Source organism: Stenotrophomonas lacuserhaii (assembly GCF_039674585.1).
Classification (GTDB): domain Bacteria; phylum Pseudomonadota; class Gammaproteobacteria; order Xanthomonadales; family Xanthomonadaceae; genus Stenotrophomonas; species Stenotrophomonas pennii_A.
The window spans coordinates 37,297-60,916 of the sequence record NZ_JBDJNU010000009.1 but is presented as its reverse complement, the minus strand read 5'-3'; the positions used below and the strand labels follow the sequence as shown (position 1 = coordinate 60,916).

At 67.6% G+C, this 23,620-nt stretch carries 17 protein-coding genes and 1 pseudogene; 7 read left to right on the top strand and 11 right to left on the bottom strand.

What is annotated here, in order from left to right; all coding sequences use genetic code 11:
• Positions 1 to 183: 183 nt before the first annotated feature.
• Complete coding sequence (lepB, locus tag ABE522_RS05705; protein ID WP_346590895.1) at positions 184 to 810, bottom strand: signal peptidase I; 627 nt, start codon at positions 808 to 810, stop codon at positions 184 to 186.
• Positions 811 to 994: 184 nt separating this feature from the next.
• Between lepB and ABE522_RS05700 the strand changes: the two genes are divergently transcribed.
• Positions 995 to 1,441 carry a 3-dehydroquinate dehydratase gene (locus tag ABE522_RS05700; protein WP_346590893.1) on the top strand — a complete coding sequence of 149 codons (447 nt, stop codon included), beginning with the start codon at positions 995 to 997 and terminating at the stop codon, positions 1,439 to 1,441.
• A gap of 269 nt (positions 1,442 to 1,710) precedes the next feature.
• Here the strand turns inward: ABE522_RS05700 and dcp are convergent, their stop codons facing one another.
• The 3 genes from dcp to arfB form a co-directional block, all read right to left on the bottom strand.
• Positions 1,711 to 3,882, bottom strand: coding sequence for a peptidyl-dipeptidase Dcp (gene dcp, locus ABE522_RS05695; protein ID WP_346590891.1), 2,172 nt, complete (start codon positions 3,880 to 3,882; stop codon positions 1,711 to 1,713).
• Between the two features lie 114 nt (positions 3,883 to 3,996).
• Positions 3,997 to 4,599 carry a lysophospholipid acyltransferase family protein gene (locus tag ABE522_RS05690; RefSeq protein WP_101101503.1) on the bottom strand — a complete coding sequence of 201 codons (603 nt, stop codon included), beginning with the start codon at positions 4,597 to 4,599 and terminating at the stop codon, positions 3,997 to 3,999.
• Between the two features lie 3 nt (positions 4,600 to 4,602).
• The gene (gene arfB / locus ABE522_RS05685; protein ID WP_346590889.1) at positions 4,603 to 5,034 is read right to left on the bottom strand and encodes an alternative ribosome rescue aminoacyl-tRNA hydrolase ArfB; all 432 of its coding nucleotides are present in this window, start codon (positions 5,032 to 5,034) and stop codon (positions 4,603 to 4,605) included.
• A 135-nt stretch (positions 5,035 to 5,169) separates the two neighbouring features.
• On the opposite strand from arfB, the gene ABE522_RS05680 reads away from it, so the two are divergent.
• Positions 5,170 to 5,685 (top strand): DUF2059 domain-containing protein, encoded by a 516-nt coding sequence (locus ABE522_RS05680; protein WP_346590888.1) that lies wholly within the window; start codon positions 5,170 to 5,172, stop codon positions 5,683 to 5,685.
• Positions 5,686 to 5,840: 155 nt separating this feature from the next.
• Here ABE522_RS05680 and ABE522_RS05675 read toward each other — a convergent pair whose 3' ends face one another.
• Complete coding sequence (locus tag ABE522_RS05675; protein ID WP_346590887.1) at positions 5,841 to 8,693, bottom strand: M16 family metallopeptidase; 2,853 nt, start codon at positions 8,691 to 8,693, stop codon at positions 5,841 to 5,843.
• A 368-nt stretch (positions 8,694 to 9,061) separates the two neighbouring features.
• Here ABE522_RS05675 and ABE522_RS05670 point away from each other — a divergent pair, with 368 nt between their 5' ends.
• Both ABE522_RS05670 and ABE522_RS05665 read left to right on the top strand, forming a co-directional pair.
• Positions 9,062 to 9,535, top strand: a complete 474-nt coding sequence (locus tag ABE522_RS05670) for an XAC0231 family protein (RefSeq protein ID WP_346590886.1) — start codon at positions 9,062 to 9,064, stop codon at positions 9,533 to 9,535.
• A 120-nt stretch (positions 9,536 to 9,655) separates the two neighbouring features.
• Positions 9,656 to 10,135, top strand: a complete 480-nt coding sequence (locus tag ABE522_RS05665; RefSeq protein ID WP_042614241.1) for a tRNA (cytidine(34)-2'-O)-methyltransferase — start codon at positions 9,656 to 9,658, stop codon at positions 10,133 to 10,135.
• Between the two features lie 571 nt (positions 10,136 to 10,706).
• Here ABE522_RS05665 and ABE522_RS05660 read toward each other — a convergent pair.
• The gene (locus ABE522_RS05660) at positions 10,707 to 11,870 is read right to left on the bottom strand and encodes an acyl-CoA dehydrogenase family protein (protein WP_346590885.1); all 1,164 of its coding nucleotides are present in this window, start codon (positions 11,868 to 11,870) and stop codon (positions 10,707 to 10,709) included.
• Positions 11,860 to 12,624: a polymorphic toxin type 15 domain-containing protein gene (locus ABE522_RS05655; RefSeq protein WP_346590884.1), complete on the bottom strand. Its 765-nt coding sequence runs from the start codon at positions 12,622 to 12,624 to the stop codon at positions 11,860 to 11,862. Before ABE522_RS05655 ends, ABE522_RS05660 begins: the two co-directional genes overlap by 11 nt.
• Positions 12,625 to 12,995: 371 nt before the next feature.
• Here ABE522_RS05655 and ABE522_RS05650 point away from each other — a divergent pair, with 371 nt between their 5' ends.
• Together ABE522_RS05650 and ABE522_RS05645 are read left to right on the top strand one after the other, a co-directional pair.
• A complete protein-coding gene (locus ABE522_RS05650; protein ID WP_346590883.1) occupies positions 12,996 to 14,672 on the top strand; it encodes an electron transfer flavoprotein-ubiquinone oxidoreductase in 1,677 nt (558 codons plus the stop codon).
• Positions 14,673 to 14,679: 7 nt separating this feature from the next.
• Complete coding sequence (locus ABE522_RS05645; RefSeq protein ID WP_346590882.1) at positions 14,680 to 15,063, top strand: c-type cytochrome; 384 nt, start codon at positions 14,680 to 14,682, stop codon at positions 15,061 to 15,063.
• Here the strand turns inward: ABE522_RS05645 and ABE522_RS05640 are convergent.
• Together ABE522_RS05640 and ABE522_RS05635 are read right to left on the bottom strand one after the other, a co-directional pair.
• A pseudogene (locus tag ABE522_RS05640) lies at positions 15,060 to 15,368 on the bottom strand (response regulator); the annotation flags it as partial. The gene ABE522_RS05645 and the pseudogene ABE522_RS05640 overlap by 4 nt on opposite strands.
• Positions 15,369 to 15,389: 21 nt before the next feature.
• On the bottom strand, positions 15,390 to 18,257 hold the full coding sequence (locus ABE522_RS05635) for an ATP-binding protein (protein ID WP_346590881.1): 2,868 nt from the start codon (positions 18,255 to 18,257) through the stop codon (positions 15,390 to 15,392).
• A 117-nt stretch (positions 18,258 to 18,374) separates the two neighbouring features.
• Between ABE522_RS05635 and ABE522_RS05630 the strand changes: the two genes are divergently transcribed.
• Positions 18,375 to 19,013 (top strand): response regulator transcription factor, encoded by a 639-nt coding sequence (locus ABE522_RS05630; RefSeq protein WP_346590880.1) that lies wholly within the window; start codon positions 18,375 to 18,377, stop codon positions 19,011 to 19,013.
• Positions 19,014 to 19,026: 13 nt separating this feature from the next.
• Here ABE522_RS05630 and ABE522_RS05625 read toward each other — a convergent pair whose 3' ends face one another.
• Complete coding sequence (locus ABE522_RS05625; protein WP_346590878.1) at positions 19,027 to 21,171, bottom strand: phosphocholine-specific phospholipase C; 2,145 nt, start codon at positions 21,169 to 21,171, stop codon at positions 19,027 to 19,029.
• Positions 21,168 to 23,537 carry a TonB-dependent receptor gene (locus ABE522_RS05620; RefSeq protein ID WP_346590877.1) on the bottom strand — a complete coding sequence of 790 codons (2,370 nt, stop codon included), beginning with the start codon at positions 23,535 to 23,537 and terminating at the stop codon, positions 21,168 to 21,170. Before ABE522_RS05620 ends, ABE522_RS05625 begins: the two co-directional genes overlap by 4 nt.
• Positions 23,538 to 23,620: the final 83 nt, after the last annotated feature.

Sequence of the window (23,620 nt, the reverse complement as noted above, 5' to 3'; positions counted from 1 at the left end):
CGGCCGGGGTGCGGGGATGCGGTCAGGCTAGCCCCCTCCATCGAGTCGATCCATAACCTGATGGGTACGGATTGATATGTTTGACGTCTTGATAGTTCGGAGTGGGAGCGTGACGACCAACGGTCGTCACCCACCGAATGCGTTGTCATCCACAAACGCGTCGTCATCCACCAGACCGAGTGCTTACAGGTGCAGCCACTCCAAGCCTTCGCCGCGGCGGTAGTACACGGCCACGGCTTTGCCGTAGACCTTGTCGGCGTCGACGAAGCCGAAGAAGCGGCCGTCGAAGCTGTTGCCGCGATGGTCGCCCATCACCAGCAGCTTGCCGTCCGGCACCACCATGCCGTCCACGTCCGGGCCGCCGCCCATGTCCAGGCCGAGCTGCGCGATGCGGCTGCCGAACTGTTCGGCGGCGGGGTTACCGGCCTGCTGCAGCGGCTGGCCATTGATGCTGAGGTGGCCGTTGCGCACGTCCACGCGGTCGCCGGCCACGGCCACCACGCGCTTGATCAGCCGGGTGCCGTCGGCGGGGGAATCGAACACCGCCACTTCGCCACGCTGCGGCGCGCCCACGTCCATCAGCGCGTGCTGGGTGAACGGCAGGCGCAGGCCATACGCGCGCATGTCCACTACCACGCGGTCACCCGGTTCCAGGGTGGGTTGCATCGACCCGCTGGGTACCACGTAGTGGTTGGCCAAGGTGTCGCGCGCGGCGGCCAGCAGGCCGAGCATCACCAGCAGCGGCAGTGCTTCTTTTTTCAGCCAGTGCAGCGCGCGTTGGCTGACGGGAGGGCGGGCGGTGGCATCCATGGCGAAGCTCCGGGTGGTGTGGGGGTAAGACCGTGGGAAGGCCGGTTCGGTTCCTTGCGGCGGCAAAAAGGTGGCACTACGGAGATTTTACGTGCGGTCGCGGCGCACGCCATGGAGGCTTTACGGGCGGTGCGCGCATCGTGTGCTCACCGCGCCTCTGGCGCTTGCCTGGTGGCGTTGAGCCATGTCGATCTTCATCATCCGGGGCCCGGAAGCATCCGGCACCGTGATCCGCACCGCCGAGCCGCTGCCCGCACTGGTGCTTAAAACGCTGGTGCACCGTGCGGTGGATGCCGGTACCAGCGTGGCGATCCGTGCCTGCGGATCCGAACAGGAACTGCTGGATGCGCTGCGCGTGGCCGACCATGCACGCGGCGAGGTGACGCTGCTGGATCCGGGTGCGTGCGCACACAGCATGCGGCTGCAGCGCCTGCTGCCACACCTGCATAACGCATATGTGGAAGTGCACGACGACGGTGCAGTGGCGGAGCCGTGGCTGCCGGACGGCATCGGCCAGCGGCTGGGAATCGCAGCCGGGTACGGGGCGCAGAGCTACGTGCTTGCGCTGGACATCGCGCTGGATCACCTGGGCCTGGCCGAGCGCGCGGAGCGCGTGCACGTAGGAACGTGAGCCAGCACGGAAACCGGTAGCGCCGAGCGCGGCCTGCGCCAGGCATCGCGGTACCGGAACGGAAAGCCGCCGAGCACGGCTCGGCGCTACCAGAGCCGGTACGCCGAATCGAAGTGCCGGCACGCAAACCGGTAGCGCCGAGCCATGCTCGGCGAGCGCGAAGCGCGGCCTGCGTCAGGCACCGCGGTGCCGGGACGGAAAGCCGCCGAGCACGGCTCGGCGCTACCGGAACAGGAAAACGGCGGGGTTTCCCCCGCCGTTCGTTCAACTCACTTCAGGCCGCGGAACTCGAGCAGCGGCTCCACCGACGGGTCCTTGCCGCGGAAATCGCGATAGAGCTGGCTCAGCTCCACGCTGTTGCCGCGTGACAGCACCTTGTCGCGGAACTGCTGGCCGTTGGCGGCGGTCAGGCCACCGTTCTCCTTGAACCACTGGAAGGCATCGTGGTCCAGCACTTCAGCCCAGAAGTAGGCGTAGTAGCCGGCCGAATAACCGCCGCCCCAGATGTGGTCGAAGTAGCTGGTGCGGTAACGCGGCGGCACCTGGGCCAGGTCCACGTTGAACTTCTTCAGCGCCGCCGCTTCGAAGGTGCCCACGTCCTGCAGCGGTGCATCGGCCTTCTGGGTGTGCCAGGCCAGGTCGAGCAGCGCCGCCGACAGGTATTCGGTGGTGGCGTAGCCCTGGTTGAAGCTGCGTGCCTTGAGGATCTTGTCGACCAGTTCCTGCGGCATCGGCTCGCCGGTCTTGTAGTTCTTGGCGTAGTTGGCGAACACCTTCGGGTCCAGCGCCCAGTGTTCGTTGAACTGCGAGGGGAACTCGACGAAATCGCGCGAGGTGGCGGTGCCGGCGATCGAGGGGTACTTCACGTTGGAGAACATGCCGTGCAGCGCGTGGCCGAACTCATGGAACAGCGTGGTGACGTCGTCGAAGCTCAGCAGCGCCGGCTGGCCCGCGGCCGGCTTGGTGAAGTTGCACACGTTGTAGACCACCGGCTTGGCACCGGTCAGGCCGTCCTGTTCGACGAACACATCCATCCAGGCGCCACCGGACTTGCTGTCACGCTTGAAGTAGTCGGTGTAGAACAGCGCCAGCGAGGTACCGTCCTTGTCGAACACCTCGTAGACCTTCATGTCGGCGTGGTAGGTCGGGATGTCGGTACGCGGCTTGAAGGTGATGCCGTACAGCTGGGTGGCGGCGTAGAAGACGCCGTTCTGCAGCACGTTGTCCAGTTCGAAATACGGCTTGATCTGCGATTCGTCCAGATCGTACTTGGCCTTGCGCACCTGCTCGGCGTAGAAGTCCCAGTCCGAAGCGGCCAGCTTGAAGCCGCCCGACTTTGCATCAGGATGCTGCGCATCGATGACCTTCTGGATGTCCGCTGCTTCCGCACGTGCCTTGGCGGTGGCGGCCGGCACGGTGTCGGTCAGCAGCTTCAGCGCGGCAGCCGGGGTCTTGGCCATCTGGTCGCCGAGGTTGTAATCGGCGTAGGTGGCGAAGCCGAGCAGCTTGGCCTTCTGCGCACGCAGCTGGGCCAGGCGCTGCACGGTCTGTTGGGTGTCGTTGGCATCGCCGCGCTGGGCACGGGTTTCGGATGCTTCCAGCACGGCGGCGCGCTGTTCGCGGTTGCTCAGCGAACCGAGCACCGGCTGCTGGGTGGTGTTCTGCAGGGGCAGCAGGAACTTGCCTTCCAGCTTGCGCGCGGTGGCATCGGCAGCGGCGGTAGCGATGGCATCTTCGCCCAGGCCAGCCAGCTTGGCCTTGTCATCCACCACCACGGCGGCGGCGGCGGTAGCGGCGACCAGGCGGGTGTGGAACTGCGTGGACAGCGTGGTTTCTTCCACGTTGAGCTTGCGCAGGCTGGCCTTGTCGGCGTCGTTGAGCTGCGCGCCAGCGCGCACCAGGCCGTCGTAGTAATGCTCCACCAGGCGGGTCTGCACCGGATCCAGGCCGAGCGAAGCGCGCTGGTCGTACAGCGACTTCACCCGGGCGAACAGCTTCGGGTCCAGGTTGATCTCGTCCTGGTGGGCGGCCAGTTTCGGCGCCACTTCTTCCTGGATCTTCTGCCGCGCATCGTTGGTATCGGCCTGCACCAGGCCGAAGAAGATGCGCGAGACGCGGGTCAGCGTTTCACCGCCACGCTCCATCGGCACGATGGTGTTGTCGAAGGTGGCCGGCTCGCTGGAATCGGCGATGGCGCGCACTTCGGCCAGGTGCTGGCGCATGCCTTCTTCGAAGGCCGGCAGGTAATCGCTGTCCTGGATCCTGTCGAACGGCGGCGCCTGGAACGGCAGCGTGCTCGCGCTCAGCAGCGGGTTGGTGGAGGCATCGGCCGGCTGCTGGGCCGGCGCGTTCTGGGCTTCGGACACGGGGGTGGACTCCTTGCCGGAACAGGCAGCCAGCGCCAGGCTGATGGCGGCGGCCAGGATGACGGTACGCGACATGCAAAAGACTCCTCGGGGGGCGATCAGGACTGACCGCCAGCCGTGCAGCCTACTCCCACGGCGCTGCGGCGGCATGTGCCGGACGTGGCGCCTGCGCTGCCGCGCTGTGGCCGCTCAGACCGTGCCGCGGGTCTTGCCGATCCACGGGCGGTAGTACTCGCGGATGCTGGCCATGTCGGCCGCATCGTTGCCGGTGGCATGGAACAGCGGCCCGAAGCCGATGGTCTTGTCCGGGTAGTGGAAATACGCGGCAAGGATCGGCACGTCGGCCATCCGCGCGATCTTCAGGAAGCCGGCCTTCCAGTGGGTCACCTTCTTGCGGGTGCCTTCCGGGGTGATCGCGTACCACATCTTTTCCGAGCGACGGATCACCGCCACCGCCTGTTCCACCGTGCCCTGCGGCGAACTGCGGTCCAGCGGGATCACCCCGAGCTTGCGCAGCAGCGGGCCCAGCGGCCACCAGAACAGCGAGGCCTTGCCCAGCACGCGCACGTCCAGGCCCAGCGCCAGCTTCACCGCCATGCCCCAGTAGCCATCCCAGTTGGACGAATGCGGGGCGATGATCATCACCACCTTGGGCACGTCGGGCAGGGTGCCGACCACCTTCCAGCCGCGCAGGCGCAGCGCACTGCGCGCGATCCAGCGGATGAAGGCATTCGGTTTGACCTGCGGCATGTTCGGCGGCACGGGTGGCAGCAGCGGCGAAGGATGGTTCAAGGCTTACTCCCAGTTGCGGGTTGTGCGGCCGCGCTTGACCTGCGCGCGGCCTTTCTTGGCGTCCAGGCGACGCAGGGTCGACCCGTAGGTTGGTTTGGTGGCCTTGCGCGGTTTGGGCACGCTCAGCCCGGCCCGGATGAACTCGGCCAGCCGCTCGCGTGCATCCTCGCGATTGCGGTCCTGGGTACGGAAACGCTGCGCGTCGATGACCAGCACGCCTTCGCCGGTCACGCGCCGGTCGCGGCGCACCAGCAGGCGCGCACGCAACGGCTCGGGCAGCGACGGCGAGCCGGCCAGGTCGAAACGCAGCTCCACCGCCGTCGATACCTTGTTGACGTTCTGGCCGCCTGCACCGCTGGCACGCACGAACCGCTCGACGAGTTCATCGTCGGGGATCACAAGCTGCGCGGAGATGACGACTGGACCCATACCCATGGACGCATTGTAACGGTAGCCGGTGACGGTTGGCTGTCGGTATCACGGGGCAATCCGCCGCGATCAGGGGCCCAACACGTCGCCTTCGCCGATACCGGCGCTATGCTGGCGACATCATCCCCAAAGGACGTCCGCATGATCCGCCTTTCCCGCCGCCTGCACCGCACCGCCCTGCTGCTCGCGCTTGCCCTTGCGTCCGTTCCGGCACTGGCCGCGCCGCCCACCGACGGTGACATCAACCGCCTGCTGTCGGCCTCGCGCGCGCAGGCGATGCTGGATTCGATGCTGCCGCAGATCGAAACCATGCAGCGCCAGCAGTTCGAACAGGTCACCCAGCAGCGCCAGCTGACCCCGCAGCAGCAGGAGCAGCTGCAGCGGATCCAGGCGCGCACCGCGCAGACCCTGCGCCAGGCATTGTCCTGGCAGCAGCTGCGGCCGATGTACGTGGACCTGTACAAGCAGACCTTCAGCAAGGAAGACGTGCTGGCGATGGCCGAGTTCTACGAGAGTTCGGCCGGGCAGAGCCTGCTCGACAAGACCCCGGCACTGATGCAGAACGTGATGGTGGCCATCCAGGCGCGCATGCAGCCGCTGTTCGCGGACCTGCAGAAGGACCTGGAACCCAGCGTCACCGCGCCGCCGAAGAAGTAACGGTGGGGTGACCGTGGGGGGGTGACGACCGTTGGTCGTCACGCCTTTCGCCGCAGAGCGTGACGACCAACGGTCGTCACCCACCAGGAGCGGGGTCGTCACCCACCCGGATGGATCTGACGGCCAGCGGCCGTCACTACCCGGGCACGCTGCCCTTACTTCGCTGCCTTCACCGGGTTGCCGTCGGCATCGATGATGCTGACTTCGCCGAGCTTCAGCGCGCGGACCGGTGCTTCGGTCTGCTTCAGGTCGCCGACCACCACCCAGGTCAGCGATTCGGGCTTGATCGCCGCGGCCGCTTCCTGCACCTGCGCCGGGGTCATCGCTTCGATGGCCGCCTTGCGCTGGAACACGTAGTCGTCCGGACGCTGGAACTGCACCAGGCTGCCGATCGTTCCCAGCACCGAACTGGCCGTTTCATACGCACCGGGCAGGCTCAGGGTCTGGATGTTGCGGATGCGCTGCACTTCAGCGGCAGTAGCCGGTTTCCGGCCGCTGGCGAACTCGGCGATTTCCTTGCGCATTTCCGCCAGCGCCGGACCGGTCTTGTCGATCTGCACTGGCGCCATGGCCATCCACGGCCGCTGGCCGACGGTGCTGCTGGCGCTGCTGCGTGCGCCGTAGGACCAGTGCTTTTCCTCGCGCAGGTTCATGTTCAAGCGCGAGGTGAAGTCGCCGCCCAGTACGCCGTTGGCGATGTCGAAGCGGACCGAACCCGGATCCACCGAAGACGGCACCACCTGGCCGGCGAACAGGTTCGCCTGCACCGCACCGGGCTGGTCGATCAGGAACACGCGCGGGCCGGTCGGCACGGCCACATCAACGGCCGCCTTCACCTTCGGTGCCGGGCCCTCGCTCTTCCAGTCGCCCAGCTGGCGGTTCAACAGCGGCACGATTTCCTTCAGCGTGGTGTCGCCGACCACGATCAGCGTGCCCTCTTCCGGGCGCAGCCAGTCGCGGTGGAAGTCGACCAGCTCGTCGCGGGTCAGGCTGGCGATGGCCGCCTCGTCACCACTGCCGGTGAACGGGATCGCATACGGGTGGCCCTTGCCGTACAGCAGCGGCGGCAGCACGCGCATCGCCGACGCGGTGGGGTTGGCCTTTTCCTGCGCGATGCCGGCGATCCAGCTGGCCTTGACCCGGTCGATCTCGGCCTGGTCGAAGCGCGGCTGGCGCAGCAGCGTGGCGTACAGGCCCAGCGACGGCGCCAGGTTTTCCTTCAGCGCGGACAGGTCCACGGTGCTGAAGTCCAGGCCGGCCGATGCACTCAGGTCCGCGCCCAGGGCATCGGCGGCGTCGGCGAAGGCCAGCGAGCCGAGCTTGCCGGCGCCTTCGGTCATCAGGCCCATGGCGAAGTTGGCGGTGCCCGGCTTGCGGTCCTGGTCGGCACTGAAGCCGCCCGGGAACTGATAGCTGAACTGCACCACCGGGATTTCATGGCGCTCGGCCAGGATCACCCGCGTGCCGTTCTTCAAGGTGGCGCGCTGCAGTTCGGGGAACTTGAGTTCAGGGAACTGCCGGGTCTGCGGCACGCCGGTGCCACGGTCGACCTGCGCCGGCAGCGTGGTGTACTTCGGGTCCACGGCCGGCACTTCGAACGGCTTCGGACTCTGCGACGCTTCCTCTTCCAGCGCCACGCGCTGGCCCGGTTCCACCACCAGGGTGTGGCTGCCGGTGCCCAGCCACTTGCCGCCGACCGCGCGCAGGTCGGCGACGCTGGCGCCATCGATGTTCTTCAGCGAATCGCGGAAGCAGCCGGGGTCACCGGTGTAGACGGTGCACTCCGCGAGTGCGTCGGCCTTGCCGCCGAAACCGCCGATGCGTTCGATGCCGCGGATGAAGCTGGCACGGAAGGCGGTCTTGGCGCGGCTGAGTTCGTCGGCCGACGGGCCTTCGGCGACCAGGCGGTCGATTTCTTCGTCGATGATCGCTTCCACGCGCGCCGGGTCGACGCCCTGTTTCACCGTGGCCATCACCATGAAGTTGGAACCCAGCTGCGAGGCATAGGCGCCTGCGCTGATGTTGTCCACCAGCTTCTCTTCGTGCTCCAGGCGCTTGCCCAGGCGCGATGATTTCGCCCCGCCCAGCACCTGGCCCAGCAACTGCAGCTGGTCGATGTCACGGGTCCCGACTTCGGCGACGTTCCAGGCCCGGTAGACACGCACCTGTGGCACCTTGTCGGTCATGACCTCACGGGTATCGGCGGCGCGCTGCGCGACGTCCACCTCGGGCTGCGCCATGCTCGGGCCGGCCGGGATGCTGCCGAAATACTTCGCCGCCTTTTCCCTGGCCGTGGCCAGGTCGATGTCGCCGGCCAGCACCAGCACCGCGTTGTTGGGGCCGTACCAGGTGCGGAACCAGGTTTTGACGTCATCCAGCGAGGCCGCGTTGAGGTCGTTCATCGAGCCGATGACGCTGTGGTGGTACGGATGCCCCTTCGGATACAGCGCGCGGTTGAGCTGGGTCCACACCTGCCCGTACGGCTGGTTCTCGCCCTGGCGCTTTTCGTTCTGCACCACGCCACGCTGCTCGTCCAGCGCGGCCTGGTCGATCGCACCGAGCAGGTGGCCCATGCGGTCGGACTCCATCCACAACGCCATGTCCAGCGCAGTGGTCGGCACGTTTTCGAAGTAGTTGGTGCGGTCGGTGTTGGTGGTGCCGTTCTGGCCGGTGGCACCGACCTGCTTGAAGGGCTCGAAGTACTCGCCGTCGTGGTTTTCGCTGCGCTGGAACATCAAGTGTTCAAACAGATGCGCAAAACCGGTGCGGCCCGCGGGTTCGTCCTTGCTGCCGACGTGGTACCAGACGTTGACCGCCACGATCGGCGCCTTGCGGTCGGTGTGCACCACCACGCGCAGGCCGTTGGGCAGGGTGAACTGCTCGAACGGAATGTCGACCTTGGCCGCCGCTGCCGGCCTGGCCATCAGGGGCGCGGGCGCCAGGCCACCCAACGCGGTAGCGAGGGCCAGGGCAAGCAGGGCGGTGCGCGGACGCAGTGGGGAGGGCATTCCTGATCCTTGTCATCTAAGTGATGCCCGATCCTACCGTGCGCACCGGCTCGCCAGCATCGGCCAAGCGTCACAGGCCAGAAGCGGCCCACACCGCCCGCTGCCGCAGCGGCATCCCGTGTCCGCGTGACCTGTCGCGGACGTGTGTCCGGACAGCGGACACTCCGCATATTCGTAAGCCGTTGAATCAGAAGCTTTAAAACTTGGCACGGCGATTGCTCCCTCTACCTCGTGACAGGAAGCGATCCAAGTGAAACTGACTGCACGATGAACAGAACTGGGAAATTGAAGATTGTTCTTGCACACCCAGTTTTGGTGTACTACCTTACTACCACACCACCGCCCACACACACTAAATAGGCCTCGCCATGAACACCAGGATTCTCGCCATCGCCATCGCCCTGATCGCCGGTACCGCGGTTGTTTCTTCGGTGCACGCCGCCCCTTCCATCAGCACCCTGCAGACCGTCCAGGTCCGCCCGGACGCCGACCAGCTGGCCCAGCAGGCCTGGGAACGCAACAGCACCATCCCGACCCTGGCCGCGGTGCAGGTGCGCCCGAGCGCCGACCAGCTGGCCGGTATCGAAGGCCAAGCGATTGCTGCCGCCGCCGCGATGCCGATCACCACGCTGGCCGCCGTTGAAGTCCGCCCGAGCCTGGAGCAGAAGGTCGCCCTGGCCGCCGAACTGCAGGCCGAGCGCTACACCGTGGCACTGACCAACGCAGCCACCGCGTTTGCCAACAACGTCATCGTCAACCTGCCCGTGGTGCACGTGCGCCCGTCCCAGGCCGACCTGCAGGCGCTGGCGATGGAAACCGCTTCGGTCCTGGTGGGCAAGTGAGTCGTCCGCACATGCCGACCGTCGTTGTACGTCATTCGAAACATCCCTGAACGCCGGGTCCCCTCACCCGCAAGGACCCGGCAGGCTGCCACGCACTGCGCCGCGCATTACACTGCGTCGATGAGCCAGGTCCCCACGTTCCACGTCGTGCTGTTCCAGCCCGAAATACCGCCCAACACGGGCAATGTCATACGTCTTTGCGCCAACACCGGCGCGCACCTGCACCTGGTCGAACCGTTGGGTTTCGCACTGGACGACAAGCAGCTCAAGCGCGCCGGCCTGGACTACCACGAATACTCCCGCCTGCAGGTTCATCCGGACCTGGACACGGCATTGGCCCGCATCGCACCGAACCGTTTGTTTGCCCTGAGCACCCGCGCCAGCGTCCGCCATGACAGCGTGCCGTTTGAAGACGGTGATGCGTTCCTGTTCGGCCCGGAGAGCCGCGGCCTGCCGCAGGACGTACTGGATACGCTGCCCGATGGCCGCCGCCTGCGCCTGCCGATGCGGCCAGGCAACCGCAGCCTCAACCTGTCCAACACGGTGGCGGTGGTGATGTACGAAGCGTGGCGCCAGCACGGGTTCGCCGGCGGGGCGTGAGGTGGGGTCGAACGGGTGAGACCCCCTCGCGGGTGGCTTTTAGCGCTGCAGCTGGGGGCGGGCCGGGCGGTGGGGCTGTGCGGGGGACGGCAAAAGCCGCTCCTGCGGGCCTCGTTTCGCGCCATCCATGGCGGGTCCACGCCATCGCATTCGCGCTGCCGCTCCCACGCTTTGCTGCGCAAACCGCGGGCCCCGTCTCACCATCACCCACACCCCGCCGCTTCGCGGCCGCCCCTGACTCAGGGGCTCCCTCCACCCGAAACGGCACGGCGCCCTGGTAGCGCCGACCCATGGTCGGCGGAAACCATCAGACCTCATTCCCCCACAATCCGCGACCATGGGTCGGCGCTACCGATGGTTCCATGGCCGCCATGGACCTGTCGAAGGCGCGGCGGGGTGGCTGTGCAGGACCGTCTTTTCGCCTGGATGCGAAAAGCGAGCCTACAGGGACGTACTTGCGGCGTGTCCTGCACAGCCACCCCGCCCCGCCAACAAGCAGCCCTGCAGCCTTTGCCGTTGCCGTTGCCGTTGACGTTGCCTGAATGCCGCGCGCAAGCGCAAAAAAACACCCTCAGAACGCGTTGATGCCGGTCAGTTCGCGGCCTATCACCAGCTGGTGCACCGTCTCGGTGCCTTCATAGGTGATCACCGATTCCAGGTTGAGCGCATGCCGTATCGCGGCGTGTTCGGTGGTGATCCCCGCCGCGCCCAGCAGGTCACGGCACTCACGCGCGATGTCGATCGCCATCCGGCAGTTGTTCCACTTGGCCAGGCTGACCTGCTGCGGCTGCAGCCGGCCCGCCTCCTTCAGCCGGCCCAGCTGCAGGGCCAGCAGCTGCGCACCGGTGATCCGGCGGGCCATGTCGGCCAGCTTGATCTGCGCGCTCTGCGTGGCCGCCAGCGGCCGGCCGAACAGCTCGCGTTCGCCTGCATACGCCAGCACCTCGCGCAGGCAGGCAATGGCCGCGCCGATCGGCCCCCAGCTGATGCCGAACCGCGCCTGGTTCAGGCAGCCCAGCGGGCCCTTCATGCCCACCACGCCGGCCAGCCGGTTGGCCTCCGGCACCCGCACCTGGTCGAAGAACAAAGCGCCCGTGGACGATGCACGCAGGCTCATCTTGCGGCCGATGTCCTGCACGCTGAATCCCTCCGTCCCGCGCTCCAGCACGAAGCCCTGTACACCGTCTTCGGTCTGCGCCCAGACGATGGCCAGGTCGGCGATGGGCGCATTGGTGATCCACATCTTGCTGCCGTCCAGGCGCCACTGGTCGCCCTCACGCACCGCACGCGTCTTCATGCTGGAAGGATCCGATCCGCCATGCGCTTCGGTCAGGCCGAAGCAGCCGATGACTTCACCGCGGGCCATCGCCGGCAACCACCGCAGGCGCTGCGCCTCGCTGCCATGGGCGAAGATCGGATGCATGCACAGCGAGCTCTGCACCGACACGAAACTGCGCAGGCCGGAATCCCCGCGTTCAAGCTCCTGGCAGATCAACCCGTAGGCCACCGCGTCCATGCCCCCGCCGCCGTACGTCACCGGCAGGGTCGCGCCGAGCAGCCCCAGTGCGGCGATATCCGGCACCAGTTCAGCGGGGAAACGCGCCTGGTCGAAGCAGTCGCCGATGATCGGCAGCACGCGCTGGTCCACGAAGCGCGCCACGCTGTCCTGCACGGCGCGCTCTTCGTCGCTGAGCAGGGAACGGACATCGAACAGGTCGCAGGGATCAAGTCGCATCGGGTGCACCAAAGGGGCCGGAATCCGGGTCATTGTGGTGGCGGCGCAGTACGGCGTCGAGGACGGCGGGCGCTTCCCGTACCAGCTGCCCGTTCATCCGCGTGTTCCCGCGCAGCCGTTCCGGCACCCGCGATGCGGCAGCGTCCAGCTGCTGTACGCGCGAGACCTCCCCCCGGCGTGCCAGCGTCCATTGCCGGCCGATGGTGCAGTTGACCTGGCCGTCGCCGAAGTCGCCGATCAGATCGTGCCCGCCCACGACCCGGTCCGGATTGTGCAGCGCATGCAGGCTGCGCATCTGCTGATCGGCCAGCAGCGCGGCGCGCTCGCCGGCTTCGGCGGGGGCGATGCCCTGCCCGGCAAGCGCCTGGCCATGCGCGGCGGCCAGTCTGCTCCGCCATGAACGTCGCGCACGGCGCGCGACCTGGGGATCACGGGCGCGGGGGTCGAAGCGCGCGCGTGCGCCGAGGTATTCCTCCACCGTCAGGGCATTGAGCCCTGCCTGCTGCCCGGCCAGCTGTCGATCCAGTTCGCTGAACTTGCCGTGGTGGAGTTTCTGCGTGGAAAAAACCAGCAGCAGGCGGGTCATCCCGGCCCCGGCCAGGCCATCGGCCACACGCGCAAGCACCCACGCCAGGGCACGGTGCACCGCGACTGCGTGGGTACGCCGTACCGGGTCCTGCCGCCCCGCCAGCAGATCTCCGCGGCCAGGCACCGCGTAGAACCCTGATGCGTCGCGGACCAGCCGGCGTGCCATCGCGCTTTCCTCTCATCCCACGGTCCGCTACAGCGTAGGAATAAGTGGTTGTTTCAATGGGCGATGGCCTGCTCAGAATGCGCATCGTTCAAGACAAACGATGAAGGGCGCGCTGTGCGTCGGCATGGGCTATGCGGGACGGCTTCGACGGTCGCGTGCGACCTGCCGCAGCTGCTGCATTGCAGCATCCGACTGCATCGGCGCGCCTGCTCCTGCCCGTGCAACCCACATCGGCGCAGGCAACTGGCCGATCCGTCAGCCAGCCGTTAACCTGATGGATTCAAACACCCGTTTCGCCGTGGCAGCACGTGCGTTAATCCAGGCAACCACCGCCCTGCAGCACGGCGGTCTACCCAAGAGTCAGGTCATCCATGAGCGCAGAAGCCACCGAACTGCCCCCACGCGAAATGATGGAATTCGATGTCGTCATCGTCGGCGCCGGCCCCGCCGGCCTGGCCACGGCGATCCGCCTGCGCCAGCGCGCCATCGAAGCCGGCAGCGAGCTGTCGGTGTGCGTGCTGGAAAAGGGCTCCGAGCCAGGCGCACACCTGCTGTCCGGCGCGGTGATGGACCCCCGCGCGCTGGCCGAACTGTTCCCCGACTGGGCCGAGCGCGGTGCACCGCTGAAGCAGAAAGTCACCCGCGACGAGTTCCTGTTCCTCAGTGAAACCGGCGCGCGCACCACGCCCAAGCCACTGTTGCCGGAATGCTTCCACAACGAAGGCAACTACATCGTCAGCCTGGGCGAAGTGGGCCGCTGGCTGGCCCAGCAGGCCGAGGCGCTGGAAGTGGCGATCTTCCCCGGCTTCGCCGCCGCCGAAGTGCTGTATGGCGAAAACGGGGAAGTCATCGGCGTGGCCACCGGCGACATGGGCATCGAGAAGGACGGCCGCCATGGCCCGAATTACGAGCGCGGCATGGAACTGCTGGCCAGGTACACCATCTTCGCCGAAGGCTCGCGCGGCCACCTCGGCCGCCAGCTGATCGCCCGCTTCAAGCTGGACGAAGGCCGCGATCCGCAGGCTTACGGCATCGGCATCAAGGAGCTGTGGCAGATCGACCCGGCCAGGCACGAGCCAGGCCTGGTGGTGCATGCGGCGGGCTGGCCGCTGGACGGAAGCACCTACGGTGGCGCCTTCCTGTACCACGCCGAAGGCGGCAAGGTGTCCATCGGCTACGTGGTCGGGCTGGACTACAGGAACCCCTGGCTGAGCCCGTTCGAGGAGTTCCAGCGCTTCAAGACCCACCCGGCCATCCGCACGCACCTGGAAGGGGGCAAGCGCATCGGCTACGGCGCCCGCGCGATCACCGCCGGTGGCCTGCTGTCGCTGCCGAAGACGGTGTTCCCCGGCGGTGCACTGGTCGGCTGCGAAGCGGGTTACCTCAACGCCAGCCGCATCAAGGGCAGCCACGCCGCGCTGAAGACCGGCATGCTGGCCGCCGACGCCGCCTTCGATGCGCTCGCCGCCGGCCGCCGGCACGATGAGCTCAGTGCCTATCCGCAGGCGTTCGAATCCAGCTGGCTGCATGCCGAACTGCAGCAGTCGAAGAACTTCAAGCAGTGGTTCAAGAAGGGCCAGGCGGTGGCCACCCTGATGACGGGCATCGAACAGTGGCTGCTGCCCAAGCTGGGCATCCGCAACGCGCCGTGGACGCTGCGCCACAGCACCCCGGACCACGCCTGCCTGGAGCCGGCGGCAGACCACGCGAAGATCGACTATCCCAAGCCGGATGGCGTGCTGACCTTCGACAAGCTCAGCTCCGTTTTCCTGAGCAGCACCCACCATGCCGAAGACCAGCCCAGCCACCTGACGCTGAAGGACGCCAGCATCCCGGTGCAGGTCAACCTGGCCGAGTACGCCGGGCCGGAAGCACGCTACTGCCCGGCCGGGGTGTACGAATTCGTCGGTGCCGAGGGCGACAAGCGCCTGCAGATCAACGCGCAGAACTGCGTGCACTGCAAGACCTGCGACATCAAGGATCCTACCCAGAACATCGTCTGGGTGACCCCGCAGGGTGGCGGTGGCCCGAACTACGCCGGGATGTGATCCGACGATGAGGATCCTGTTGCTGTTGGCCAGCGTGGCGCTGCTGGGCGCCTGTCGTGCAGCCGCGCCGCAGGACCCGGTGCAGGCCGCCGCGTTCGAACGCGAGCGCGCCTTCGCCATCTGCGCCGGCTGCCACACCGTGCACGCCGGCGGCATCAACCGGTATGGCCCCAACCTGCACGGCGTGTTCGGCCGGCGTGCCGGCAGCCTGGCCGGCTATGCCTATTCCGATGGCATGCGCGCGGCGGACATCGTATGGAGCGAACAGACCCTGGACGCCTTCCTGCGTTCACCGGCGGCGAGCGTTCCCGGCACGCGCATGTACAACGCGTTCCCGGATCCGGAGCGGCGCCGGCTGGTGATCGAATACCTGCAGCAGAACGCGCGCTAGGCGCCTGCGCCCGCTACCGGCGAGGCCGGCAACCAGCGCAGCAGGCACTGGCGAAGCTGCGCCAGCGACAACGGCTTGGTCAGCACCTCGTCCATGCCCGCTTCACGGCAGCGGCGCAGGTCCTGCTCCAGCAGGCTGGCGGTCAGCGCCACCACCGGCAGGCGTGGATGCCCCAGCCGTTGTTCGCGCTCGCGCAGCAGGCGGGTAAAGGCGTAGCCATCCATGACCGGCATGCGGCAGTCACTGATCACCATGTCGAAGGCGGACGCGGCCAGCAGCTCCAGGCCTTCGCGCCCGTCGCCCGCGACCGCGTGGGAGACCCCGAGCTACTGCAGCCGCCAGGCCATCATCGCCTGTGCGGTCGGGTGGTCTTCCACCACCAGGACCCGCGCCGTGCGCAGGTGGACCGGCAGCGGCGGCACGCTGTCCGGACCCGGCACCGTCGCGGCCAGGTCATCATCGCTGGCCACCGGCAGCTGCAGCAGCACGTCGACCTCGGTCCCCTTGCCGGCCACGCTGTGCACCAGCAGCCGCCCGCCCATCAACTGCACCAGCCGCTGGCAGAGCGTCAGGCCCAGGCCGATGCCGCCCTGGTGGTGTGGCGCGGCGGCATCGACTTCGGTGAAGGGCTGAAACAGTGCCTGCAGCTGTTGCGGCTGCATGCCGATGCCGGTGTCGATGACCTGCAGGCGAAGTTCCTGCAGGCTCGGCGAGCTGCCTTCCAGCACCTCCGCGCGCAGCACGACTTCCCCTTCGCGGGTGAAGGCAACGGCATTGTCCAGCAGGTTCTCCAGCACCTGGCGCAACCGCAGCCCATCCACTTCGTGGGTGGCCGCCAACCGTACGTCCACTTCCAGCCGCAGGCCCAGGCCCTTGGCCGCCGCCTGCCGGGCATGGCGCTGCTGCAGCGATTCCAGCAGCGGGCGTAATGGCAGCGGCAAGGGATCCAGGCGCAGCGCGCCAGCATCCATCTTCGCGTAATCCAGGATGTCGTCCAGCATCTGCCGCAGCGCCTGGGCAGCGGATTCCGCTTCCTCCAGCTGGGTGCGCTGGGCGGGTTGCAGCGACGTGTGCGCGAGCATCTCCAGCATGCCCAGCACGCCGCTCATCGGGGTGCGGATTTCGTGGCTCATGGTCGCAAGGAAACGCGCCTTGGCCTCGGCCGCCTGCTCGGCGGCAGCCATGGCCGCTGCCAGCGCATCGGCCTGCGTGCGTGCCTCGCTGATGTCCACCCAGTAGCCGCTCCAGGTGACGGCGCCGGCATCCACGGCATACGGCTGGGCCTGGCTGCGCACCCAGCGCGGCGATCCGGGCATGCCGATGGTGCGGAACTCAAGTTCGAAAGGCAGGAAATCGCGCGCCGCCCGCTCGATGGCGGCCTGCACCTCGGCCACGTCGCGCACGTCGATGGCCTCCAGCACCGCCCGCGCCGAAGCCATCGCCTGCTGCGGATCGATGCCGAACAACGGCTGCATGTCGCCGGCCACGTACGGGAAATCAAGGCCACCATCGGCCGCCCGACGCATCTGGTACACGACCGCGGGCAGGTTGCCGGTGACGTCGGCCAAGCGCTTTTCCAGTCGTCGACGGCTGGTCACTTCGCGCTGCAGCCGCCAGTAGCCCAGCAGGTGCACCAGCAGCGCGGTCAGCAGTACCAGGGCGAGCGGAATACCCCAGCGCGCCATCGCACGCCAGTCGTTGCCGCCCTGGTAGGCCACCGCCAGCCAATCGTTGCGCAGCGCCTCGCGTTCGCGTGGATCCATCTCCTGCAGCAGGCGATCGAACCGCGTCGCCAGTCCCGCATGTTCGCGCTTGACCGCCAACGACAGGTCGTCGTCGAAGCCCGCCGGCGCGGTTACCTGCAGGCGTCCGGGGAAGCGCTCATGCAGCAGCCGGTCGACGATCGCCAGGTTGCCGATGTAGGCCTGCGCTTCGCCATCGAGCAATCGCTGCAGGGCCTGTTCGGCACTGCGTGCCGCAAGGATGCGTGCTTCCGGCGCACGCTGCAGCACCGGCAGGCGAAGCCGCTCCGGATCGGACAGCAGCACCCGCTTGCCGGACAGGTCGTCCATGTCCAGCACGGCGCCGCTGCCGGGCCGGGTGACGATCACATTCGGCACGCTGATGAAGGGCTGGCTGAACACCCAGCCCTCGCCCAGGTAACGCGAATCATTCGGCACCCCCATCACCACGTCGATGCTGCCGCGACGCATTTTCTCGCGCAGGTCGAACCAGTCATGGCTGGGTTCGGGAACCAGCGTAGCGCCGGCCTGGCGCAGCCGCTGCAGGTAATCACTGGCGAGCCCCGCAGGTCGGCCATCGCCATCGGCAAAGGACAGCGGTGCCGCGTTGGGCGCGAATCCGGCGCGCAGCGGCGTGGACAACGCACGGCGCTCCACCTGGTCCAACGCCTGCCGTGCCGGCGCCGACCATACCGGCACGCGCAGCCAGCGCGCGGCAATGTCCGCGCGCACCGATGCCGGCTGCCGTGCCATGGCCTGGTCCAGCGCTTCAACCAGCGCTGGTCGGGACGGGGACACGCCGAAGTGCAGCGCATCCAGGTCCATGTCGATCGGACGCAGCAGGGCGATGCCCTCCAGCGCGTGGTCGTTGATCAGCTGGTTGGCCACGTAGGCGTTGCCGATGAACACATCCGCCTGCTGCCGCGCCACCATCCGCAGGGCATCCAGCGTGTGCGGCGCAAGCACCTGGCGCGCGGCGGGAAAGCGGGTGCGGATCTGCGCCTGGGTGAGGAAATCCTGTTCGCTCACCACGCGCAACCCCGCCAGGTCCGGATCGTTGGACGCGCGCAGGTCGTCGGGGCGTCCCACCACGGCCAACGGCGCGGTGGCATACGGCACGCTGTAGGCAAGGCACCGGCTGGGCGATGGGCTGGGCGATACGTTCATCACCACGTCGATGTCACCACGACAGGCGGCTTCCAGTACCTGTCGCCAGTCCGGATAGCGACGGTAGTCCAGCGTCACGCCCATCCGTTCGGCGAGATCGGCCAGCGTGTCCGGCCCCAGACCGCGCACGCTGCCCCCTTCGACGAACTCGAACGGCGGCCAGCCACTGTCGTAGACCCCCACCGACAGCACCGCGTGCGGACCCGCCCGTGCCGGCGCGTCGGCCCGTGGCACGGGGGCCGCGGCCCATGCGATCGCAGGCAACAGCGACAGCAGGATGCCCATGCCGCATCCTCGGCAGTGAGCCAGGATCGTGCGCACCAGGTTCGCTCTCCTTAGAATAGGGATATCGTCGATGCCTGCTTTCCATCCAACCCATGTCACCCGGGGCCATACTAGAGCATGACGCTTCGCATCATCATCGCTGACGACCACCCCGTCGTCCGCATCGGCGCCCGGTCGGTCATCCACGGCAGCGGCGTCGGTGAGGTCGTGGCCGAGGCCGCCACCGCGCAGGACCTGCTGGCCTACCTGACCACCCATCCGTGCGATGTGCTGGTCACCGACTATTCCATGCCGGACAGCACCGTGCCCGATGGCTTTGCGATGATCAGCATGATCCGTCGACGCTATCCGTTGTTGCCGGTGCTGATGCTCAGCGTGTCCAGCAACCTGGCGATCCTGCGCATGGTGCGCGATGCCGGAGTGTTGGGGCTGGTGGACAAGGGATCGTCGATGGACGAACTGCCCGTCGCCATCCGCACGGTCCACCGTGGCCTGCCCTACGTCAGCCTGTCATTGAAGGAACGCGTGGAAGCAGCCGGCAGCAGCGCGATGGTGGAAGGCGAAGGCCGCCCGCTGTCACCGCGCGAGGTGGAGGTCCTGCGCCTGCTCGGCAAGGGCATGACGGTGAAGGAAATCGCCACCCTGCTGCATCGCAGTGCCAGCACCATCAGCCGCCAGAAGGGCGATGCGATGCTGAAGCTGGGGTTGAACAGCGATGCGCAGTTGTTCGACTACCTGCGCAACGGCCAACTCTAGTTCCGCACCGGTTTCATCCCACCTCGAACCGCAGCGGTGCCATGCCCATGGCCGGATCACTGCTGCCGGGCTGGCCGTTTTCCACGCGCCCGGCCAACCGCTGGCAGGCGCCCGGCTGCTGCACCTCCAGGTCGTACCAGCCCGCCGTTGGAGCCGCCGGCCAGGTGATGCGCGCCGCTTCACCGGCATCCAGCGAAAGCGATCGCTCCGGCATCAGGCCCGGATAGGCCGCCCCGCGCACCGCCACCGACGCGGGCGCCAAACCGGGGTTGCGCAGCCGCAGGACCATGCCATCTGCGACACGTTCGATCTCCATTTCGACCGGCATCGGCGCCTGGGCGCTGCCGCGGAAGCGCCGATGGAAGCCATTGGAGCCGAGCACCCACAGGTCGTAGCCCTGTTGCGCATGCAGCGGCCAGCTGCCCTGCAGCTGCTTGCCCGGGCCTACGGTGTAGCGACGCGGCAGCGCATCCAGGCGCAGCAGGTCGTAGACGTGCAGCACGGTGGCAGCCCCCTCGCAGGCCAGCGTCAGGCGGATTTCGGCTGCCTGCGGGTCGGTCTGGATGGCCACGCCGGGGCGGTAGGGCAGCGCGCGCGCGGGTCGCACGCCAGGCTCCTGGCGCGCCGGCTGCAGGGCCTGCGGAGGTACCGGCACGGTACGCGCGGGCAAGGCGGCGGCGCGCGCGGCGGTTGCGGCCGTGGCCGGCAATGCGTGCGCGAACGGGCGGTTGTCGATCTGCGAAAAGTCGAACGCCGCGGTCAGGTCGCCACACACCGCGCGCCGCCACGCTGGGATATCCGGCGCGGCCACGCCGAATCGGCGTTCGATCAGGCGGATCACCGAGGTGTGGTCGTAAACGTGCGAATCCACCCAGCCACCGCGGCTCCAGGGTGAAATGACGTACATCGGCACGCGCGGCCCCAGTCCATAGGGGCGGCCACGCAGCGCGGCTTCGTCCTGCTGCTCATTGCCCGGCGAAGGATGCCGGTGGTATTCGCCTTCGGTGTCCACCACCGAAGCGCCGGCCCATCCGCCCACCACCGCAGCGTCGGCCGAGGGCGGCGCCGGCGGCGGCATGTGGTCGAAGAAGCCATCGTTCTCGTCGAACATCACCAGCAGCGCAGTGCGGCTCCAGACCGCCGGATCGGCGGTCAGGGCGTCCAGCACCTGCGCGGTATAGGCCGCGCCCTGGGCCGGGCTGGAGGGCCCGGGGTGCTCGCTGCCGGCGGCATCGGCAATCAGGAAGCTGACCTGCGGCAGGCGCCCGTCCAGCACGTCCTGGCGCAGCTGGTCCAGTCCGCGCGTGCTGACCGCGCGTTCGCGCAGTTCGGCATCATGCCCGGGTGCGTTCCGCCAGGCTTGCCGGAACACCTCGAACCCCGCCAGCGGGTTGTCGGTGAAGTTGTCGGCCATGTCCTGGTAGATACGCCAGTCCACGCCGGCCTGCTGCAGCCGCTCGACATAGGTGGTCCAGGTGTAGGACGCGGGGTGGCCGCCCAGCTCCGGGAAGTTGTCGTGCGAGTTGGCCACCGCGGGCCCGCCGCCAAGGGCGTGCGGATCGTTGTGGCCGGTCCACAGGAACAGCCGGTTGGGGTTGGTGCCGGCCTGCATCGCGCAGTGGTAGGCATCACACACGGTGAACGCTTCGGCCAGCGCGAACTGGAACGGCAGGTCGGTGCGCTGGTAATAGCCCATCGCATGGTCCTGCTTGGCCGCCGGCCAGTGCGCCATGCGCCCGTGGTCCCACGCCTTCTGTGCATCGGGCCAGGTGTGCGGGGTGCCCTCCACGCGCATGTGGCCGAAGTGCGCGGCGGTATCCAGCGGGAACGGCGCGATGCCGTGGGTGCCGGCCGCATTGGGCTGCAGCCACAGCGTGCGCGCTGGCTGGCCAGGCTGCAGTGGGGGCGCCGGGGGCACGAAACGGTCACCGAAACCACGCACACCCGGCAGGGTGCCGAAGTAATGATCGAACGATCGGTTTTCCTGCATCAGCACCACGATGTGCTGCAGGTCCTGCAGGCTGCGCGTGCGCGCGTCCGGGGCGATCGCCGCCGCGCGCGCGATGCTCGGCAGCAACGCGGCGACGCCGGCCGCCACGCCGCCCTGCAGCAGGCGGCGGCGGCCGATGTCGTGCGGCGTGTGCTGCTGTTCGCTCACAGATCTACCCGTACCGAGAAGCCCACGGTGCGCGGTGCACCGATGAACGCAGTATCGCTGCCATCCACGCCGGACAGGTAGCGGCGGTCGGTGAGGTTGCTGACCACGAAGCTGGCGCCCACGCCCTTCAGCTTGGGCGACAGGTCCTGCAGGTCGAAGCCGATGTTGGCGTTGAACACCGTGGCCGACGGCAGCTTGTTGGCGTTGGACGCATCCAGGTAACGCTCGCCCAGGTAGCGGCCGGACACACCGAAGTTCCAGCTTTCACCCTGCCAGTCGGCCGACATCACCAGGATATGGCGCGGCTGCCCGATCACATCGGCGCCGTCGACGATGCCCAGTTCGGCATCGCGCGCGGCGTTGCCGCTGCCCAGGTATTCAGACCGGTTGTAGGTGTAAGCCCCGTTGATGCGCCACCCGTTGTCCCAGCCGTAACCGAGCGCGGCTTCCACGCCGGTGCTTTCCACCCCACCGAAGTTTTCGTAGACGCCATCGGTTTCGTCCAGGTAATCAATACCGTCGGCCAGGCGCGCGGGCAGGTAGACGATGCGGTTGTCGAACTTGATGTTGTACAGGGTGATCGAGCCGGTCAGCGGCCAGCGGCTGACGCGCAGGCCCAGTTCGATGTTGTCCGCGGTCTCCGGCTCCACGCGGGCGAAGCGCTGCGCATCGGTCTCGCCGAGCACGCCGGACGGAATGGCGGCGAAGTTCTGCGAGTAACCGGCGAACGCTTCCAGGCCCTGCACCGGCAGCGTCCAGGTGGCGCCGGCGGACAGCAGCGGATCAGACTTCGAATCCGAACGCACGTTCTCCGCCGCGCCGATCGTGCGCTGGCGCTTCTGGTCGACGAAAAACTGCTTGACGCCTACGCGTGCACTGAAAGGACCGAAGCGTGCCACGTCTTCGACGTAGTACATCTGCTCGTCGACCTTGTAACGGTCTTCGAACTGCACCCAGTACGGCACGTTGTCGAATGAGATATCGGTGCCGACATTGAGCAGACGGTGCCAGTCGCGGCGCACGCTGCGGTCCACGTTCTCCACCCACAGGCCACCGCGCACGGTGTTCTCGACGGTGCCGAAGTCCTGCGTCCATTCCACGTCCGCGGTGAAGCCGGCGCGGTCGTTGTCGTAGTGCGAGTGGCGATAGGATTGAACGCCCTGCACGCCGGCGGCGTAGCAGTTGGGATCGTAGTCGGCGGTGAAGCCGGCACGCGGCGTGCAGCCTTGGATCATCTGCGCGGCGCTGCCATCGGGATTGACGAAATAGAACTGGCCCAGCGCGGACCCGCCGTACACGGTGTCGCCGCCACGGTACTCGGATTCCGGATTGCCCCCGCCGTCTTCGCGCGCCTGCACCAGATAGGGCGGCAGCCAGTCGCCCCGCCCTTCCATCTTGTGTGCGTAGCCGGCCACGCTGGCCTTGAAACCATTGCCACCATCAAACGCCGCACGCAGGTAGCCGAAGGTGTTTTCGCGCAGCGCGCGCGAGCCGGAGCGGAAGTTCTGGTCCAGGTTCGGGATGCCGGTCAGGTTGCCGACCAGGCCGTCACGATCCGGGTTGGTGGCGAAGCTGGCCGGCGAAACGCTGGTGTATTCCGGTTCGTTGGCATCGTTGTACGAGGCATAACCGCTCAGCGTCCAGCGATCCAGTTCGGTGACGAACCTGGCAGCTACGTGATCGTTGCTGGTGCGTCCACTACCGTCGATCCAGTCATGCACCTCGGCCGACGAAGCGCTGATCCAGGCGCGGGTGTGGCCGGCCAGCAGGCCGGTATCGAAGCGTGCGTAATACTTGCGCGCATCGTTGTCACCGCCGCCAACGACGAAGCGCACGCGCTGTTCCTGCAGCGGATCGCTGGTGAGGAAATTCAGCGTTCCGCCCAGCGCTTCGTTGGAACGCGATGAGATATCCGCCGTGCCCTGGCTGACCTCCACCGTTTCCAGGTCCAGGGTGTCGATGTAGCGGTTGGCCAGCGAACCACCGCCATAGCCGGACCCGCCGTTGGGCAGGCCGTCGATGGTGGTGCCGATCTGCTGCGTATCGCGATTGGTGACGAAACCGCGCATGCTGATCTGCGTGCCCCACACCGACGAACCGGTGGCATCGGCCTCGCTGACCACCACGCCGGGCAGCTCGTTGAGTGCGTTGTTGACGCTGCTCAGGATGGTCTGCCGGTTGATGGTTTCCTTGCTGACCGACGTCTTGGCATAGCTGGTGGCCTGGCCGATCACCTGCACCTGGTCGAGCGTGCGGGCATCGTCGGCAGGGGCGGCTTCTTCTGCCGCATAGGCATGCAGTGCGGGCAGCAGCATCACACTGAGCAGGGAGGCGCGGGGCAAACGGCTACGTCCGGGAGCAGGCATCGGGTCGGTTCATGGGGTGGGGTCCGCCGGAGTATTGGCAGGCGCAATGACGTGGGTGTTACATCGCCGCACCGGCACCCTCC

Bases quoted from the DNA above. Each gene is read 5' to 3' on its own strand.
- dcp (WP_346590891.1), bottom strand. From the start codon at position 3,882: ATGTCGCGTACCGTCATCCTGGCCGCCGCCATCAGCCTGGCGCTGGCT.
- ABE522_RS05645 (WP_346590882.1), top strand. From the start codon at position 14,680: ATGAGGATCCTGTTGCTGTTGGCCAGCGTGGCGCTGCTGGGCGCCTGT.
- arfB (WP_346590889.1), bottom strand. From the start codon at position 5,034: ATGGGTATGGGTCCAGTCGTCATCTCCGCGCAGCTTGTGATCCCCGAC.
- ABE522_RS05655 (WP_346590884.1), bottom strand. From the start codon at position 12,624: ATGGCACGCCGGCTGGTCCGCGACGCATCAGGGTTCTACGCGGTGCCT.
- ABE522_RS05660 (WP_346590885.1), bottom strand. From the start codon at position 11,870: ATGCGACTTGATCCCTGCGACCTGTTCGATGTCCGTTCCCTGCTCAGC.
- ABE522_RS05665 (WP_042614241.1), top strand. From the start codon at position 9,656: ATGAGCCAGGTCCCCACGTTCCACGTCGTGCTGTTCCAGCCCGAAATA.
- ABE522_RS05635 (WP_346590881.1), bottom strand. From the start codon at position 18,257: ATGGGCATCCTGCTGTCGCTGTTGCCTGCGATCGCATGGGCCGCGGCC.
- ABE522_RS05670 (WP_346590886.1), top strand. From the start codon at position 9,062: ATGAACACCAGGATTCTCGCCATCGCCATCGCCCTGATCGCCGGTACC.
- ABE522_RS05630 (WP_346590880.1), top strand. From the start codon at position 18,375: ATGACGCTTCGCATCATCATCGCTGACGACCACCCCGTCGTCCGCATC.
- ABE522_RS05620 (WP_346590877.1), bottom strand. From the start codon at position 23,537: ATGCCTGCTCCCGGACGTAGCCGTTTGCCCCGCGCCTCCCTGCTCAGT.
- ABE522_RS05680 (WP_346590888.1), top strand. From the start codon at position 5,170: ATGATCCGCCTTTCCCGCCGCCTGCACCGCACCGCCCTGCTGCTCGCG.
- ABE522_RS05700 (WP_346590893.1), top strand. From the start codon at position 995: ATGTCGATCTTCATCATCCGGGGCCCGGAAGCATCCGGCACCGTGATC.
- ABE522_RS05650 (WP_346590883.1), top strand. From the start codon at position 12,996: ATGAGCGCAGAAGCCACCGAACTGCCCCCACGCGAAATGATGGAATTC.
- lepB (WP_346590895.1), bottom strand. From the start codon at position 810: ATGGATGCCACCGCCCGCCCTCCCGTCAGCCAACGCGCGCTGCACTGG.
- ABE522_RS05675 (WP_346590887.1), bottom strand. From the start codon at position 8,693: ATGCCCTCCCCACTGCGTCCGCGCACCGCCCTGCTTGCCCTGGCCCTC.